This window comes from Aeromicrobium sp. Leaf272, from assembly GCF_001422865.1.
In the GTDB taxonomy this organism is placed as follows: Bacteria; Actinomycetota; Actinomycetes; order Propionibacteriales; family Nocardioidaceae; genus Aeromicrobium.
On the sequence record NZ_LMMY01000015.1, the window covers coordinates 68620 to 85644 of the forward strand.

The following is a 17025-nucleotide window of genomic DNA, read 5'->3' on the forward strand; positions in this document are numbered from 1 at the left end:
CGTCCACATGCCGTGCGCGATGTTGCTCGGGAAGCCGAACGCCTTCGCGGTGACGGGGTACAGGTGGATGGGGTTGCGGTCGCCGGACACCGCGCCGTAGCGCCGGCCCAGGTCACCGGCGAGCCGCCAGTGGACGACGCCCCGGGGTGCCTCCACGCCCTCCAGGGGCGCGGGCGACGTCTCCGGCGCTCCGCCACGACCACGCGAGAAGAGCGTCGTGACCTCGTCCCACACGAGCTCGCCGTCGATCGTGACGGCCGTGAGGAGGTCGACGAGTCGTCCCTTCGGGTGCGGTCGCAGGTCGGCGGCCCGCACGGACACGTCGAACACCTCGTCGGCGCCGATGGGACGGTGCTGCGTGATGCGGTTCCGCAGGTGCACCAGACCCATGGGGGCGAAGGGGAACGCGGTGTCCGTCATGAGTGCCATGTGCAGGCCGAACGCCGCCATGTGCGGGTAGGTGGCGGGCAGGTGCTCGACGTGCGGGAAGCCGCACACGTCGAGGCAGCGCTCGAGGTGCGCCGGGTCCGTGCCGACGCCGGAGCGCTCCAGCACGAGGTCGGGCACCGCGCCCGACGCGTGCTTGACCCCCGGCAGCGAGCCCACGACGGGCACGGCCGGCAGGGCGGCCTTCAGCATGAGGGGCAGCGTGGACGGTGCGTCCTCGAAGCGCCTGGTGGTCACGAGGCCCCCAGCAGCATCTGGCCGTTCACGCCGAGGACGTTCCCGCTCACGGCACCCGAACCCGGGTTGGCGAACCAGGCGATCGCCTCGGCCACGTCGACCGGCAGCCCGCCCTGGGACATCGAGTTCATGCGGCGCCCGGCCTCGCGGATGCCGAGCGGGATGGTCTTGACCATCTCGGTCTCCATGAAGCCCGGGGCGACGACGTTGGCCGTGATGCCGTCGGCGGCGACCCGCTCGGCGAGCGACTGGATCCAGCCGATCACGCCGGCCTTGGCCGACGCGTAGTTCGTCTGGCCGTTGTTGCCCGCGATGCCCGCGATCGATGCGATGCCGATGATCGTGCCGCCGGTGTTGACGAGGCCCTGGGCCAGCAGCTCGTCGGTGATCCGCTGGGGCGCGCCCACCGAGATGTCGACCACCAGCTGCCAGTTCTCGGCCTTCATGTTCCGCAGGCGCTTGTCGCGCGTGATGCCGGCGTTGTGCACCACGACGTCGACCGCGCCGTAGTTCTCCTTGACGTAGGCGGCGATCGTCGCCGGGGCGTCGGGCGAGGTGATGTCACCCACGATGTAGCCGCCGCCCAGCTCCTCGGCGAGGGCCTTGAGGTCACCCTCGAGCGGCGGGACGTCGAGGCCGATGACGGTGGCTCCGTCGCGGGCGAGGGTGCGCATGTCGGCCTCGCCGAGGCCGCGCGAGGCGCCCGTGACGAGCGCGACCTTGCCGGCGAGCGGCTTCTGGAGGTCGGCCGGCTCGGTCACCTTCGTGATGCCGGTGGAGCCGATGCGGACGACCTGGCCCGACACGTAGGCGGACTTGGCGGAGAGCAGGAAGCCGAGCGTCGAGGCGACGGACTTCTCGGCGCCCTTCGCGAGGTAGACGAGGTTCGCGGTGCTGCCGGCCCCGACCTCCTTGGCGAGCGAGCGGGTGAAGCCCTCGAGGGCGCGCTGGGCGACCCGCGCACCCTCGGTGGCGGCGTCCTCGGGGACGGAGCCGACGACGACGATCCGGCCACAGCCCTGCAGCTGACGGAGCACCGGGGTGAAGAACTCCTGGAGCGCGACCAGCCCGGCGGCGTCGGAGATGCCCGTCGCGTCGAACACGAGGCCCTTGTAGCGCTTGCCCTGCGCGGGCACGCCCGTGGCCTCGATCTTGTCGGCCTTGAGCGCCGCGGTGATCGCCTTGGAGACCGTCCCGGCCTTCGCCGTGCCGGTGAGGACGGTGCCGTCGACCAACGGGCCGCCGTCGTAGCGCTCCAGGTACGGAGGGTTCGGCAGTCCCAGGTTCTTCACGAGGAACTTGCCGATCGGGTTGTGTGCCAGGTCCTGGTAACGATCGCTCATCAGGGTGTGTGTCCTATCTCTCGCATACCATCGGTATCTGGAATCGCACGTGAACTGTAACTTGGAGTGACAACCGCGTCCACCGGGCGTGGTGAGGCGCACACCGCACGGTCTCGGCCCTGGCCGGGACCCTCGCGGGCTGCCGCCTCACCCTGCCGCGTGGCACCATCGTCCCGCACGCACCTGCCCGGTGTCGCACGACCCGCACCACCACCTCGCCCACCCCGAAGCGCAAGGAGCACGCGCCATGGCGGAGAACACCCCCGCGAAGAAGACGGCCGCGAAGAAGTCACCGGCCAAGAAGGCCCCCGCTGCCAAGAACGCTGCGACCAAGGCCGCCGGCACGAAGGCCGCGACGAGCACGGCTGCGGCCGGCGCCTCCGGCAGCGAGCAGACCGTCCGCAAGGTCGTCGTCGTCGGCGGCAACCGGATCCCGTTCGCCCGGTCGAACACGGTCTACCAGAACGTCTCCAACCAGGACATGCTCACGGCAGCCCTCGACGGTCTCGTCGAGCGCTACGACCTCGAGGGCGAGAAGGTCGGCGAGGTCGTCGCCGGCGCCGTGCTCAAGCACAGCCGCGACTTCAACCTGGCGCGCGAGACGGTCCTCGGGTCCAAGCTCTCGCCCGAGACGCCCGCCGAGGACATCCAGCAGGCGTGCGGCACCGGTCTGCAGGCCGCGTTCCAGGTCGCCGCGAAGATCTCGCTCGGCAAGATCGAGTCCGGCATCGCCGGCGGCACGGACACCACGTCCGACGCCCCGCTGGCCGTGGGGGACAAGCTGCGCAAGATCCTCATCGAGGCCAACAACGCCAAGGACAACAAGGGCCGTCTCGCCGCCATCGCGAAGATCCGTCCCGGCTACCTCGCCCCCGACCAGCCCCGCAACGCCGAGCCCCGCACCGGGCTGTCGATGGGTGACCACCAGGCCATCACGACCCACGCCTGGGGCATCACCCGCGAGGCGCAGGACGAGCTCGCGGCGGCCTCGCACCAGAACCTCGCCGCCTCGTGGGACGCCGGCTGGCAGGACGACCTGGTCACGCCGTTCAACGGCGTCACCAAGGACAACCACCTGCGCCCGGACTCGACGGTCGAGAAGCTCGCCAAGCTCAAGCCGGTCTTCGGCAAGCAGCTCGGCGACGAGGCGACCATGACCGCCGGCAACTCCACCCCGCTGTCCGACGGTGCCTCCGTGGCACTGCTCGCCTCGGAGGAGGAGGCGCAGCGCCGCGGCTGGACGCCCCGTGCGTACTTCGTGGACTACGAGACGGCGGCCGTCGACTACGTGAGCGGTGCCGAGGGCCTGCTCATGGCCCCGGCGTACGCCGTGCCGCGCATGCTCGCACGCAACGGGCTCACCCTGCAGGACTTCGACTACTACGAGATCCACGAGGCCTTCGCCGGCCAGGTGCTCTCGACCCTCGCCGCGTGGGAGGACCCCGACTTCTGCAAGGAGCGTCTGGGCCTGGACGTCCCGCTCGGCTCGATCGACCGCAGCAGGCTGAACGTGAAGGGATCCTCGCTCGCCGCAGCGCACCCCTTCGCGGCCACCGGTGCGCGGATCGTCGCGAACCTGGCCAAGCTGCTGCACGAGAAGGGCCCGGGCAGCCGCGGCCTCATCTCGATCTGTGCGGCCGGTGGCCAGGGCGTCGTCGCCATCCTCGAGGGCGCCTGACCCCTCCGGCACCGACGACAGGACCCCCACGGCCCAGCCGTGGGGGTCCGGTCGTGGGGGGTCCTCCGCGTCGGGCGGGCGTCCTGAGGGGACGAGGCAGGTCAGCGGCCTCGCGCCATCGCGAGGGCTCCGCGCAGCAGGTGGTCGAGGAGGTCGTCGGTGACGACCGGGTCCACGACGGGGAGCCCGGAGATGTGCTCGCGGACGGAGATCTGCAGGTGCGCCAGGTTCAGGGCACCGAGGCCCTGCGTGTAGAGGATGTTGGCGAGGAGGTTCGGGTCGGCCACGGCGAACTCGCCCTCGGCGTCCCCGGTCTCGAGGACCCGCACCACGTGGCCGAGGCAGGCGCTCATGGCGGTGCCGAGCCGGATCATCACGTCCTCGCTGACCTCTTCCATCAGCTCGACGCCGCGCCGACGCAGCAGCGTCTGCGCACAGTCGACGAAGGCCGGGTGCTCGAGTCCGTAGCCGAAGAACGCCCGCACGAGTGCGTCGAGGCGCTGGGGGCCCGTGCGGTCGGGGTCGTCACCCGGCGTCAGGGCCTCGTCGAGCTCGGTCAGGTAGCCCAGGAGGGTCACCGCGAACAGCTCCTCCTTGCTGGAGAAGTGCCGGTAGATGATCGCCCGGTTGATGCCGACGGCCTTGGCGATGTCCTCGATCTGCGCCTCGCGCACGCCGCGCTCGTCGAAGAGTGCCCGGGTGGCGGCGACGATCTCCGCCGAGCGCGCGGCACGTCGCTGCTCGGTGCGGGACCGGGGCCCGCGCGGGGCACCCACCGTGGGGGCGGCGGTCGTCCCACCCTCGTCGTGGGTCTCGCCCGTGCTCGTCTCCGCTGCAGACATGCATGCATCCTAGGTGTGGCCGATCACGGCCCCGCGGCAGGAGCGACGCCGGTGTCGGTGGCGGGTCGTACGGTGGAGGCCATGAGGCCCAAGTCCGCGCTGCGCCGTCAGGTCGCGCCGTTCTCCGTCGTGTCCGAGTACGAGCCCGCCGGCGACCAGCCGGCCGCGATCCAGGCCCTGCAGGAGCGCATCGAGTCGGGCGCGCAGGACGTCGTGCTCATGGGCGCCACCGGCACCGGCAAGACCGCCACCACCGCATGGCTCACCGAGCGTCTGCAGCGTCCGGTGCTGGTGATGCTCCCCAACAAGACGCTCGCCGCCCAGTTCGCCACCGAGCTGCGCGAGCTGCTGCCCCACAACGCCGTCGAGTACTTCGTCTCCTACTACGACTACTACCAGCCCGAGGCCTACGTCCCGCAGACCGACACCTACATCGAGAAGGACTCCTCGATCAACGAGGAGGTCGAGCGCCTGCGCCACTCCGCGACCTGGTCGCTGCTCACCCGACGCGACGTCATCGTGGTCGCCACGGTGTCCTGCATCTACGGCCTCGGCTCGGCGCAGGAGTACACCGAGCGCATGATCGGCTTCAAGGTCGGCGAGGAGAAGCCGCGAGAGGAGCTGCTCCGATCCCTGGTCCAGGCGCAGTACGTGCGCAACGACGTCGCACCCACGCGCGGCACGTTCCGGGTCAAGGGCGACACCCTCGAGATCTTCCCCGTCTACCAGGAGATGGCGGTCCGCATCGAGTTCTTCGGCGACGAGATCGAGCGGCTCATGACGCTGCACCCGCTCACGGGCGAGGTCCTCAGCGAGGACACCGAGCTCTACGTCGGGGCCGCGACGCACTACACCGTGGGCCCCGACGTCATGACGCGGGCGATCGAGAGCATCGAGGTCGAGCTGGCCGAGCGGCTGGCCGAGCTCGAGGGCCAGGGCAGCCTGCTGGAGGCGCAGCGGCTGCGCATGCGCACCACCTACGACATCGAGATGATGCAGCAGGTCGGTACGTGTGCCGGCATCGAGAACTACTCGCGCCACATGGACGGGCGTGCTCCGGGTACGGCGCCGAACTGCCTGCTCGACTACTTCCCCGAGGACTTCCTCCTGGTCCTGGACGAGTCCCACGTGACCGTGCCGCAGATCGGCGCGATGTACGAGGGCGACATGTCGCGCAAGCGCACGCTCGTCGAGCACGGGTTCCGCCTGCCCAGTGCCATGGACAACCGGCCCCTCACGTGGGGCGAGTTCCTGGAGCGCATCGGGCAGACCGTCTACCTCTCGGCCACCCCCGGCACCTACGAGATGGAGAAGACCGGCGGCGAGGTCGTCGAGCAGATCATCCGTCCCACGGGCCTGGTGGATCCCGAGGTGATCGTCAAGCCGACCCGGGGCCAGATCGACGACCTCATCGCGCAGATCCGCGACCGGGTCGAGAAGAACGAGCGCGTCCTCGTCACCACGCTCACCAAGAAGATGTCCGAGGACCTCACCGACTACCTCCTCGAGGCCGGCATCCGCACCCGCTACCTGCACAGCGAGGTCGACACGCTGCGTCGCGTCGAGCTGCTCCGCGAGCTGCGCATGGGGGAGTACGACGTGCTGGTGGGGATCAACCTCCTGCGCGAGGGACTCGACCTGCCCGAGGTGAGCCTGGTGGCCATCCTCGACGCGGACAAGGAGGGCTTCCTGCGGTCGGGGCGGTCCCTGATCCAGACGATCGGTCGAGCCGCGCGCAACGTCTCCGGCCAGGTCATCATGTACGCCGACCGGATCACGGACTCCATGGCGCTGGCGATCGACGAGACCAACCGACGTCGTGAGAAGCAGGTCGCCTACAACCTCGAGCGCGGGGTCGATCCGCAGCCGCTGCGCAAGAAGATCGGCGACATCACCGACATGCTCGCGCGCGAGGACGCGGACACCGCCACCCTGCTCGCGGCCACGGGTGACCACAAGCGACGCGGTGCGCCCGTGCCGCTCGGACAGCACACCGCCGGGCTGGCGGACCTGCCGTCGGCCGACCTCGCCGCCCTCATCGAGCAGCTCAGCGAGCAGATGCACGCCGCCGCGGCCGACCTGCAGTTCGAGGTCGCGGCCCGTCTGCGCGACGAGATCGGCGAGCTCAAGAAGGAGCTGCGCGGCATGCTCGAGGCGCACGCGTGACGGTGCGGGCCGTCGAGGGGCCGCTCGCGGTCGAGATCGATCCCGACCACGGGGCGCGGCTCGTCTCGTTCACGGTGGCCGGGCTGGAGCTCATCGCGACGCAGCCGGTGCCCGGAGTGCCCGACACCATCACCCGGGGCAGCTATCCCATGGTCCCGTGGGCGGGCCGGATCGGCCACGGCGTCGTGGAGCACGGGGGCGTCCGGCACCGGTTGCCGACGGCCGACGACGGCAACGCGCTGCACGGTCTCGGACGCGACGCCGTCTGGACGCAGGTCGACGACCTCGCCTTCGAGGCCGAGCTCGGTGATCCGTGGCCGGCCGCGGGCACGGCGACCCTCCGCTACGCCCTCACCGCCTCGCGACTCACCTGCACCCTCGGGTGGGACGGCGCAGGCCCCGGGGCCTCGCTCGGGTTCCACCCCTGGTTCCGCCGCAGGCTCGCCGACGGCTCCGAGGCGGTCCACGACGTCGCTCCCGAGCGCATGGTCGAACGCGGCGACGCGATGCTCCCCACGGGCCGGTTCGTCGAGCCGGTGGCCGAGCCGTGGGACGACTGCTTCGCGCTGCAGCGGCCGCCGTCGATCCGCTGGGGCGACACGCTCACCCTGCGGCTCAGCAGCGACGCACCATGGTGGGTCGTCTACACCCGACCCGAGCACGCCGTCTGCATCGAGCCGCAGACCGCCCCGCCCGACGCCTTCGCCCACCCGTCGTGGCACCGGTGGCTGGACGCGACGTCGATCACCTTCACCCTCGACGTCGAGCAGCACGGCGCGGCGGGTCGTTCTGCAGGTGTTGCCGCAGCCCCGTAGCGTCGAGGCGTCGGATGGTCCCGGGCGAGGGACACGAGCCCAGGGAGCCGCCATGCAGCAGACGGACGACACGCCCCGGCCCCGGCTCGAGCCCGGCTCGGGGGGCACCAGTCGGCGGGTGCTGCTCGGTGGCGCGCTGGCGGCGACCGCCACCATCGGGGGTCTCGCCCTCCTGGACCGCATGCCCTACGTCCGCGACCTGCCGATCCCCGGCCGCCGCAAGGTCCAGCTCACGTGGCTGCCCACCGCACTGCGTGACGCCGGGCTGCAGGTCGAGGCCACCGAGGGCTGGGTGGGCCGCGGCCGCCCGTGGGCGTTCGACCCGTCGGGCGTGCTCGTGCACCACACGGCGTTCCGTGCCACCACCGCCGACCCGCACCCCGCGCTGGACACCGTGGTCGACGGCAGGACCGGACTGCGCGGCCCCCTGTGCCACCTGCTCATCGACCGCGACGCCGTGTGCCACGTGATCGCAGCAGGGCGGGCCAACCACGCGGGCGAGGCGCGCTCCAGCGGCCCCATGCCCGCCGGGGACGGCAACGCGTCCTACGTCGGCATCGAGATCGACTACGCGCCCCAGGAGCCGTACGGCCAGCGACCCACGGCCCGGCAGGGTGAGGCGGCGGTGCGCGCCGCGGCGGTGATCGTGGCCCGGTTCGGCACCGGCCCCGACCACGTGCGCTACCACTCCGAGACCAGCACCGCCGGCAAGTGGGACCCCGGGAACACGGTCGATGCCGACGAGTTCCGACGCCGTGTCGCGGCCGAGCTGGGCGACCGGTCCTGAACGTCTTTCTCGGGTCCCCGCGCGCGCCGCGGTGGCAGGGGGCAGGATGTGCCCATGAGGTGGCGTGACGAGCTCGACGCGCTGACGTTCGAGTCCGTGAGCCGCATGATCGCCGGCGGCATCGTCCTGGGGGGTCTGGTCGGCGCGACCCTGGTGGGGACGGGCACGGTCGGGGAGCGGTCGTCGGTGTCCGCCGCAGCCGAGCCGGTCGTCGAGACGAAGGAACGCTCGCCCGTCTGCCTGCGGGTCGACCCGCAGGAGATCGGCCTGAGCACACCGCTCGAGGCGGCGGTCGTCCAGGCGTTCCCGACCGCCGGCGACGACCTCTTCTCCGGCTGGCCGCAGCGGGTGGACGGTCGCTGGCGATGGGACCGGAGCACGCCCGACGACTCGGGCGAGGCCACGTCGGTGGACGTCGGTGCCGCCGCCAAGGACTCCCGCGGCGTGGCCTGGACCTCCCTGAGCTACGACCTGGTCGACGGCACGGCGGGACTCACGAAGAACCTTCGACTGGTCGTGCCGGCCGGCTACGTGGACGACGACCCGCCGTCCTCCGGCCTGCCGGGGGCCGAGGACCCGGCGCAGATCCCGCCGGGCGGCTCGCTGGTCCTCGAGGCCGACGCGTTCGAGGCGGCCGGCGACGAGGCGGCCCTGCGCGGGCTCGCCGAGGACCTGCCGGGCGGCGGGGGCGACGAGGTGGCCGCAGCGATCACGCCGATCGGCTCCGACGACGTCGTCGTGACGATCGGGACCGCGGCCGCCGTCGAGCGGACCACCGTGCTGTGGCCTGCTGTCACCGATGCGCACGCCGAGGTGGCGCCCGACGAGGATCTGCCCACGTTCGCCCTGCGCCAGGTCGTCCTCGACATCTCCGGCGACCCCGGGCGGGAGGCGTACGCGGCGCTGCTCGACGGCGAGCTGCCGGCCGAGGCGTCGAAGGCCGTGCGCGCGACGTCGCTGGTCACCGGTGGTGCGCCCGCCACCGCGCGCGCACGGACGCTCGACTCCGGCCGCCTCGACGTCCCACCCTCGTTCTTCGCCGCGGGGGTCGAGCGGACGGTTCGCGAGGACGGTGACGGCGCAGTCACCCTCACCCGCTCGACCGACTCCCGCCAGGGACGGCTCCGCTTCGGCGAGGTGTTCGGAGCCGACGGGCGGGCCCGCGGCATCGAGGCCGCCATTCGCGTGCGCGACGTGAGCTCGGCCGTCGCCTCGACGTACAACCAGTCCTTCGCCGGCCGCCCGGCCGAGGTCTCGGGCTCGGTCAACCTCGTGCTCGGCCTCGACGCCGAGGACCTCGCGACCATCCGGTCCGACGCCCTCGTCGTCGCTGCCGACTGGTTCAACACCGACGGCGACGGCCGACGCTTCGCGCGTGACGTCCTGCGGCTGAAGGGTCTCGCGGAGGCCGACGACGTGAAGGCATGGATGGAGCAGGCCCAGCCCGCCCTGGTCGACCGCATCGCGGGCACCATGGCCGCCGGCGGTGGTGGCACGCCCGACCACGCAGCCGGCGAGGTGCTGCGAGCGACGTCCGCGGACGGTGAGGACCCGTGGGCGACCTACGTGGCGTTCACCGGGGCCATCGATGACGCCACAGCCGGTGTCCCGACCGCGCTGAGCCAGTGGGGGGCCGCCGTGCAACGGGGGAGCAGGTCGGACTACTCCGGGTTCGGCGACGCGACCTGCACGAGCGTGAGCTGACAGGACCGCACGACGTCACACCGACTCGACGTGCGCCCCGTCGCGCGCTCCTGCAAGAATGTCCGGCGGAGGGGAGTATTCCTTCGCTGCAGTGTCGTCATCACGGTGGTCTTCCGACCGTCCGGTGCTGTGGGCTCCGGGGGACCGTTCCCGGGGTGGAAGAGACCTCCGGTACACGTCTGTCGACCGGAGGAACCTGAGTGAACGTCTCGACCATGGAGTGGTCCATCACCGTCGGTGTGACCATCGCCATCATCCTCTTCGACGTGTTCGTCGTGGCGCGCAAGCCGCACGAGCCGTCGATGAAGGAGTGCGCCACCTACCTGAGCATCTACGTCGGCCTGGCGGTCGCCTTCGGCATCTGGACGTTCACGTACCACGGGTCCCAGTACGGCGTGGAGTTCTTCGCGGGCTGGTTGACCGAGTACAGCCTGTCGATCGACAACCTGTTCATCTTCATCATCATCATGGCGAGCTTCAACGTGCCGCGGAAGTACCAGCAGGAAGCGCTGATGGTGGGCATCATCATCGCCCTGGTCTTCCGGGCGATCTTCATCGCCGTCGGTGCCGTGGCGATCAACAACTTCTCGTGGGTCTTCTACCTGTTCGGCGCGTTCCTCATCTACACGGCCATCCAGCTGATCCGCGACACCGACCACGACGACGACGCCGAGAACGCCGTCGTCCGGCTGGCCCGCCGCCGCTTCAACCTGACGGACCGCTGGGACGGCCTCAAGCTGGTCGTGAAGGAGAACGGCCGGCGCGCCCTCACGCCGATGGCCCTCGTGATCATCGCCCTCGGCACCACGGACCTGCTGTTCGCCCTGGACTCGATCCCGGCGATCTACGGCCTGACCCGTGAGCCGTACCTCGTGTTCACGGCCAACGTCTTCGCCCTGATGGGCCTGCGCCAGCTCTACTTCCTGCTGGGCGACCTGCTCAAGCGTCTCGTGTTCCTGTCGCAGGGCCTGTCGGTGCTGCTGGCCTTCATCGGCGTGAAGCTGCTGCTGCACGCCCTGCACGAGAACGAGCTGCCCTTCATCAACGGCGGCGAGCACGTCCCCGTCCCGGAGATCCCGACGCTCGCGAGCCTCGGTGCGATCATCGTCATCCTCGGCACCACCGCGGTGGCCAGCCTCTGGTACGCCAACAAGTACCCGGAGCGCGTCAAGGACCACGCGGCTCCCAAGGCCGACGGCCACGAGGCGCACGAGCAGGCCACGCCCGACGTCGACGAGACGCCGGAGAAGGACGCCCGGCGCGGCGACCAGTAGCGGCACGCAGCACGTCGCGGGGAGGGTCCGGCTAGGCCGGGCCCTCCCCGCTCACGTGGTAGCGCCGCACGTGGGCGTCCAGCACGTCGGGGAGGGCGGTCCCGCCGTCGTCGGGGAGCGCGCGGAACGCCATCAGCGAGGACTCGTCGGTCCACTGCTCGAGCACCACGACGAGACCGGGGTCGACGCTGTCGGCCGCGACGGCGAAGGCCACGCACCCGGGTGCACGCCGGGCGAGCTCGACGGCGTGACGGCACGCGTCCACGTACGCGTCGCGGTGGGCGGCGTCGACACGGAGCCAGCCGGCGACGACGAGGGTGGTGGAGCCGTCAGCCACCCAGGCCCTCGACGTCCTCGAACGAGCTGTCGGCCGTGCCGGTGGCCCTGTTGATGAAGTACGTGACGACCCACAGGGCGACGCCGATGAGCATGAGCGCCCCGGCGATCTTGTAGACCTCGGGGTCGCGATCGACCCACGGTCCGGCGAGGAAGAGGCACAGGAAGGCGGCCACGGCGGGCAGGACCCCCGGCGACATGAAGTGATTGCGCTCGGCGCCGGTGGTGTCGCGCCGCAGGATGAGGCACGCGACGTTGACGATCGCGAACACGCACAGGAGCAGGAACGCGGTCACGTTCGAGAGGTTGGCGACCACGTTGCTGTCGGCGTCGCGGGTGACGTAGAAGATCAGGCCCAGCGCCAGGACCGTGGAGAACCCGACGGCGACCCACGGGGTGCGTCGTCCGGGCAGCACCGCTCCGAGCTGGCGGGGGAGCACCCCTTGCTTGGCCATGCCGTAGAGGAGCCGGCTCGCCATGAGCATGTTGATGAGCGCGGTGTTGGCCACGGCGAACACGGCCAGGAACGGGAACACCCGGTCGATCGGGAAGTCGGGTGCACCCTTCGACACCACCTCGAGCAGTGCGCGCCCCTCGGAGTCGGCGATGTTCTTCAGCTCGGGGGCGGTGAGCACCGCCACGACCGAGACGGCGACCAGCATGTAGAGGATGACGGCGATGCCCAGACCGGTGAGCATGGTGCGGGGGAAGATCTTGTTCGGCTCCTTGACCTCCTCGACCATGTTGACCGCGTCCTCGAAGCCGACCATGGCGAAGAACGCGATGGAGGTGGCGGCGGTCACCGCGAGGAAGAGCCCACGATCCTCGTAGTCGCGGAAGGTCACGATCTCGCTCAGGTCGGCGCCGTTGCGGGTCATGGCGTAGAAGCCCACGCCGATGACGATCGAGAGCGCGGCGAGCTCGACGATGGTGAGGACGACGTTGAACTTCACGCTCTCGCCCACGCCACGCAGGTTGATGATCGCCAGGAGGATCATGAAGCCCATGGCGATCGCGACGATGACCCCGCTGCTGGGCGTGCCGTCGATCCAGCCGTTGACCTCGAGGCCGCCGGTGAAGTTGTCGGCCAGTGTCTTCGCCGACGTCGAGGCGCTGGTGATGCCCGAGCAGACGACCGCGAAGGCGATGAGGAACGTCACGAAGTGGATCCCGAAGGCCTTGTGCGCGTACAGCGCGGCGCCCGCGGCCTGTGGGTACTTCGTGACCAGCTCGAGGTAGGAGAGGGCCGTCATGGAGGCCACGACGAAGGCCAGGAGGAACGGCAGCCAGACGAGGCCGCCGACCTTGCCGGCCATCTGTCCGGTCACCGCGTAGATGCCCGCACCCAGGATGTCGCCGACGATGAAGAGCAGCAGCAGCTTGGGTCCCATGACCCGGCGGAGCTCGGTCGGTTCCTGGACCCCAGCGGTGTCGGTGCTCATGTGGCTCCTCGCGTCGTCACCCCCGGAGCACTGCGCCCCGAAGCAGAGTTTGGAGGACACCTTCCTCCGGCTCCGCCTCCAGCGCAACACCAGTAGTAGGTTCTGTGGGGTGATGGACGTACGCGCACGGCTCAGCTCCTGGTTGGGGAGCGTCGTCGTCCGCCGCATCCGGCGCAAGGGCATCGACCTCTCACGCATGTCCTTCATCCCCGAGGAGACCAAGGTCCCCCTCCAGCGCGACGGCACCGACCCGCTGCCGCGGCTGGCCGAGATCCGCGGCCAGGAGCGCCTTCACAAGCTGGCCCTGCCGTTCTCCTTCAACGCCTACCTCGTGTCGGGGTACGACGAGACGCGCACCGTGCTCACCGACCGCGGGGCCTACTCCAACGACATCCGGCACCTGTTCCACGGCGACGGCCCGGCCACGTCCGACGACATCGGCGGGCTGGGCTTCACCGATCCGCCGCTGCACACCCGGTTGCGCAAGATCGTCACGCCCGAGTTCACGATGCGTCGGCTCTCCCGGCTGGGTCCGGTCATCGAGAACATCGTCGACGACGCGCTCGACTCCTTCGAGGCCTCCGGCTCACCCGGCGACCTGGCGAAGCACCTCGCCTTCCCGGTGCCCTTCCAGACGATCTGTGCCCTGCTCGGTCTCGACTACGAGGACCGCGAGGCCTTCGCCGCGCTGGGCAGCGCGCGCTTCGACGCGACGAACGGAGCGGCTGCCGCCTTCGGCGCGGTGTCGGCGCAGCGGGAGTTCCTCTTCGAGGCCGTCGCCCGACAGCGGCTGGAGCCCGGCCCCGGCCTGATCGGCCAGATCATCCGCTCCGAGGGCGACGCGATCAGCGACGTCGATCTCGCCGGGCTCGCCGACGGCGTGTTCACCGGTGGCTTCGAGACCACCGCCGGCATGATCGCGCTCGGCACCATCGTGCTGATGCGCGACGAGAAGCACGCGGCTCTGGTGCGCAACGGCACGTCGCAGGACGTCGAGAAGGTGGTGGAGGAGCTGCTGCGCTACCTCGCCGTCGTGCAGGTCGCGTTCCCGCGCTTCGCCAAGGAGGACATGACGCTCTTCGGTCGGCGGATCCGCAAGGGCGACGTGCTGCTCGCGTCGCTCAGTGCGGCGAACCGCGACCCGGCCGGCGCCGGTGACGAACCGGAGGAGTTCGACCCCTTCCGCGTGCCGCGCAGCGCTCATCTCGCCTTCGGGCACGGCATCCACCGCTGCATCGGCGCCGAGCTGGCGCGCATCGAGCTGCGGACGGTGTTCCCTCGTCTGCTGCGTCGCTTCCCCGACCTCGCCCTCGCGGTGCCGGAGTCGGACCTGTCGTTCCGGCAGCTGTCGTTCGTCTACGGCGTCGACGAGCTGCCGGTCACCTTCTGAGCGACCTCCGGTCCGACGTCAGGCCTCGGACTCCTGGCCGGGGGAGTCCTCCGGCTGCGCGTCGCCGCACTGGCCGAGCGTCGTCGCCTGGTGGCGCTTGAACTCCGGGGAGCTCTCGAACGCCTTGCGGTAGTCCTTCGCCGGCAGTGTCGCGTAGTACTCGACGGCCTCGAGCAGCTCGTCGGCACGTTCGTCGTCACTGACCTCTGCGAGGTCCCGGGCGGGCTCCAGCGCCGCCTCGAACCGTTCGACCGTCTCGGCGTAGTCGTTCTCGTTGAACGCCGCCACGCCCGAGCGCACGAGCGAGCACGTCCGGTCGAAGGCCTGCTGGGAGGCGTCGGGCTCGTCGGACCCACCACCGATCGAGCACGCGCTCGCGAGCACCAGGACCATGGACGCGGCGGCGATCGACCTCATCGGACGAGCGTAGGCAGCCGGGCGCGTTCCCGCAGGGGAGCGGGGCGACCGGGTCGGTCGTGCGCCCCGTCGCGTCGAGCGAGTCGGTGGCCCGCGTCGTGTCGTCGGACGGCTACCAGCCGCGCTCGCGCCACTCCGGCAGGTGGGGGCGCTCCGCGCCGAGGGTCGTGTCGTTCCCGTGGCCGGGGTAGACGTGCGTGTCGTCGGGGTGGCGGCCGAAGATCTTGGTCTCCACCTCGTCGATCAGCGTGGTGAAGTCCTCGGGCGACCAGGTCTTGCCCACACCACCGGGGAAGAGGTCGTCGCCGACGAAGAGGTGCACGACGCCGTCGGGGTCGTCGTAGGCGAGCACGATCGAGCCGGGCGTGTGGCCCACGACCTCGGTGACCTCCAGCTCGCAGGAGCCGACGCGGACGCGCGCGCCGGTCGAGACCAGCCGGTCGGTGGGCACGTCGATGCCCTCGGCGTCGTTCTCGCCCGCCACGGTCTCGGCTCCGGTGGCCTCGACGACGGCGGCGAGCGCCTGCCAGTGGTCGCCGTGGCGGTGGGTCGTCACGATGCGGGCCAGGCCGTCCTCGCCGACCAGCTCGAGGAGCCGATCCGGCTCGGCGGCGGCGTCGACGAGCACCTGCTCGCCGGTCAGCTCGCACCGCAGGAGGTAGGCGTTGTTGCTCATCTCGCCCACCGCGAGCTTCGTGATCCGCAGGTCACCTGCGTGCTGGACGTCGGCCGGACCGCCGACCTCGACCTCACCCGTGTACGTCATGCTGTGATCCTAGGCGGACGGGGCTCGCCCGCCCGCGGCACGAGGGGGACACGTGGACGGCGCAGAGCTGGCAGGGCGACTGATCGGGCTCGTGCTCGTCCTGACCATCCCGATCGCGATGATCGTCGTCGCGCGACGTCGCAAGACGGCCTCGGCCGGGCAGAAGGGCGGCAAGCTGCTCGTCGCGGGCGTCGTCCTGCTGGTGCTCGTGGTGCTGGGAGTGCTCGCGCAGGCCGGTCAGGTGAACCAGGTCTGACCCCCGTGGGTGAGGTCACCGTCGCTCGAGGTGTTTCTGTCGGCGGTCGCCACTAGGCTCGACACGTATGCCTACACCTGCTGCCGGAACCTCGGAGGGATGTCCGTGACGTCGGACCGCATCGTCGTGCGCGGCGCGCGCGAGAACAACCTCAAGGACGTCTCGCTCGACCTTCCACGTGACTCGCTCATCGTCTTCACCGGCCTGTCGGGGTCGGGCAAGTCGTCGCTCGCCTTCGACACGATCTTCGCCGAGGGCCAGCGACGGTACGTGGAGTCGCTGTCGGCCTACGCGCGCCAGTTCCTCGGCCAGATGGACAAGCCCGACGTCGACTTCATCGAGGGCCTGAGCCCGGCCGTCTCGATCGACCAGAAGTCCACGTCGAAGAACCCGCGGTCCACGGTCGGCACCATCACCGAGGTCTACGACTACCTGCGCCTGCTCTACGCCCGCGCCGGGCGCGCGCACTGCCCCGACTGCGGCGAGCCCATCTCGCGCCAGACGCCGCAGCAGATCGTCGACCGCATCCTCGCCCTCGAGGAAGGCAGCCGGTTCCAGGTGCTGGCCCCCGTCATCCGGGGCCGGAAGGGCGAGTACCTCGAGCTGTTCAAGCAGCTGCAGCAGCAGGGCTTCAGCCGCGCGCTCGTCGACGGCGAGGTGCACAACCTCGCCGACGAGCCGCCCAAGCTGGCCAAGCAGAAGAAGCACACGATCGACGTCGTCGTCGACCGCCTGCAGGTCAAGGACTCGATGAAGCAGCGGCTCACCGAGTCCGTCGAGACCGCCCTCGGCATCGCCGACGGGCTGGTCCTGGCCGACTTCGTGGACCTGCCCGAGGACGATCCGCACCGCATCCGCCGTTTCTCCGAGAAGCTGGCGTGCCCCAACGACCACCCTCTCGCGGTCGACGAGCTCGAGCCGCGGTCGTTCTCGTTCAACGCCCCGTTCGGCGCGTGCCCCGAGTGCCACGGCCTGGGCACCCGCATGGAGGTCGACCCCGAGCTCGTCGTCCCCGACCCGTCGGCGTCCGTGGCCGACGGCGCCATCGCACCGTGGAGCTACAACCAGGTCTCCGAGTACTTCCTGCGGATCACCCAGGCGCTGGCCGAGGAGATGGGGTTCTCC

Annotated in this window: 15 protein-coding genes and 1 pseudogene; 9 read left to right on the forward strand and 7 right to left on the reverse strand. The window is 70.7% G+C overall.

Translation table 11 applies throughout. The features are described from left to right. Together ASF38_RS15525 and ASF38_RS15530 are read right to left on the reverse strand one after the other, a co-directional pair. The coding region (locus ASF38_RS15525; protein WP_056577269.1) for a MaoC/PaaZ C-terminal domain-containing protein at window positions 1-684 on the reverse strand (684 nt) is incomplete at its 3' end. After that, complete coding sequence (locus ASF38_RS15530; RefSeq protein ID WP_055967947.1) at window positions 681-2027, reverse strand: 3-oxoacyl-ACP reductase; 1347 nt, start codon at window positions 2025-2027, stop codon at window positions 681-683. The genes ASF38_RS15530 and ASF38_RS15525, both read right to left, overlap by 4 nt. 247 nt (window positions 2028-2274) lie before the next feature. Here ASF38_RS15530 and ASF38_RS15535 point away from each other — a divergent pair, with 247 nt between their 5' ends. Continuing rightward, window positions 2275-3705: an acetyl-CoA C-acetyltransferase gene (locus tag ASF38_RS15535; protein ID WP_082480821.1), complete on the forward strand. Its 1431-nt coding sequence runs from the start codon at window positions 2275-2277 to the stop codon at window positions 3703-3705. 101 nt (window positions 3706-3806) lie between these two features. Here the strand turns inward: ASF38_RS15535 and ASF38_RS15540 are convergent, their stop codons facing one another. After that, window positions 3807-4547, reverse strand: coding sequence for a TetR/AcrR family transcriptional regulator (locus ASF38_RS15540; RefSeq protein WP_082480822.1), 741 nt, complete (start codon window positions 4545-4547; stop codon window positions 3807-3809). 81 nt (window positions 4548-4628) lie between these two features. Between ASF38_RS15540 and uvrB the strand changes: the two genes are divergently transcribed. The 5 genes from uvrB to ASF38_RS15565 all read left to right on the forward strand — a co-directional run bounded on the left by uvrB (window position 4629) and on the right by ASF38_RS15565 (window position 11293). Continuing rightward, on the forward strand, window positions 4629-6713 hold the full coding sequence (uvrB, locus tag ASF38_RS15545) for an excinuclease ABC subunit UvrB (RefSeq protein WP_056577404.1): 2085 nt from the start codon (window positions 4629-4631) through the stop codon (window positions 6711-6713). After that, on the forward strand, window positions 6710-7528 hold the full coding sequence (locus tag ASF38_RS15550; RefSeq protein ID WP_056577272.1) for an aldose 1-epimerase: 819 nt from the start codon (window positions 6710-6712) through the stop codon (window positions 7526-7528). Before uvrB ends, ASF38_RS15550 begins: the two co-directional genes overlap by 4 nt. A 52-nt stretch (window positions 7529-7580) precedes the next feature. Then, on the forward strand, window positions 7581-8315 hold the full coding sequence (locus ASF38_RS15555; protein ID WP_056577275.1) for an N-acetylmuramoyl-L-alanine amidase: 735 nt from the start codon (window positions 7581-7583) through the stop codon (window positions 8313-8315). Between the two features lie 54 nt (window positions 8316-8369). Beyond that, window positions 8370-10019, forward strand: coding sequence for a hypothetical protein (locus ASF38_RS15560; protein WP_056577277.1), 1650 nt, complete (start codon window positions 8370-8372; stop codon window positions 10017-10019). A gap of 200 nt (window positions 10020-10219) precedes the next feature. Continuing rightward, window positions 10220-11293 carry a TerC family protein gene (locus ASF38_RS15565; protein ID WP_082480823.1) on the forward strand — a complete coding sequence of 358 codons (1074 nt, stop codon included), beginning with the start codon at window positions 10220-10222 and terminating at the stop codon, window positions 11291-11293. 31 nt (window positions 11294-11324) lie between these two features. On the opposite strand, the gene ASF38_RS15570 is transcribed toward ASF38_RS15565, so the two are convergent. Both ASF38_RS15570 and ASF38_RS15575 read right to left on the reverse strand, forming a co-directional pair. Then, window positions 11325-11630 carry a putative quinol monooxygenase gene (locus tag ASF38_RS15570; RefSeq protein WP_056577280.1) on the reverse strand — a complete coding sequence of 102 codons (306 nt, stop codon included), beginning with the start codon at window positions 11628-11630 and terminating at the stop codon, window positions 11325-11327. Then, window positions 11623-13071, reverse strand: coding sequence for an APC family permease (locus ASF38_RS15575; RefSeq protein WP_056577283.1), 1449 nt, complete (start codon window positions 13069-13071; stop codon window positions 11623-11625). Before ASF38_RS15575 ends, ASF38_RS15570 begins: the two co-directional genes overlap by 8 nt. Before the next feature lie 112 nt (window positions 13072-13183). Here ASF38_RS15575 and ASF38_RS15580 point away from each other — a divergent pair, with 112 nt between their 5' ends. Continuing rightward, a complete protein-coding gene (locus tag ASF38_RS15580) occupies window positions 13184-14461 on the forward strand; it encodes a cytochrome P450 (RefSeq protein WP_055967966.1) in 1278 nt (425 codons plus the stop codon). Window positions 14462-14479: 18 nt separating this feature from the next. On the opposite strand, the gene ASF38_RS15585 is transcribed toward ASF38_RS15580, so the two are convergent. After that, complete coding sequence (locus ASF38_RS15585) at window positions 14480-14878, reverse strand: hypothetical protein (protein WP_055967970.1); 399 nt, start codon at window positions 14876-14878, stop codon at window positions 14480-14482. Between the two features lie 112 nt (window positions 14879-14990). Continuing rightward, window positions 14991-15644: an MBL fold metallo-hydrolase gene (locus ASF38_RS15590; RefSeq protein WP_056577285.1), complete on the reverse strand. Its 654-nt coding sequence runs from the start codon at window positions 15642-15644 to the stop codon at window positions 14991-14993. A gap of 52 nt (window positions 15645-15696) precedes the next feature. Between ASF38_RS15590 and ASF38_RS15595 the strand changes: the two genes are divergently transcribed. Then, window positions 15697-15900 (forward strand): hypothetical protein, encoded by a 204-nt coding sequence (locus ASF38_RS15595; RefSeq protein WP_055967976.1) that lies wholly within the window; start codon window positions 15697-15699, stop codon window positions 15898-15900. 99 nt (window positions 15901-15999) lie between these two features. Continuing rightward, window positions 16000-17025, forward strand: a pseudogene (locus ASF38_RS19430) (excinuclease ABC subunit A); the annotation flags it as partial.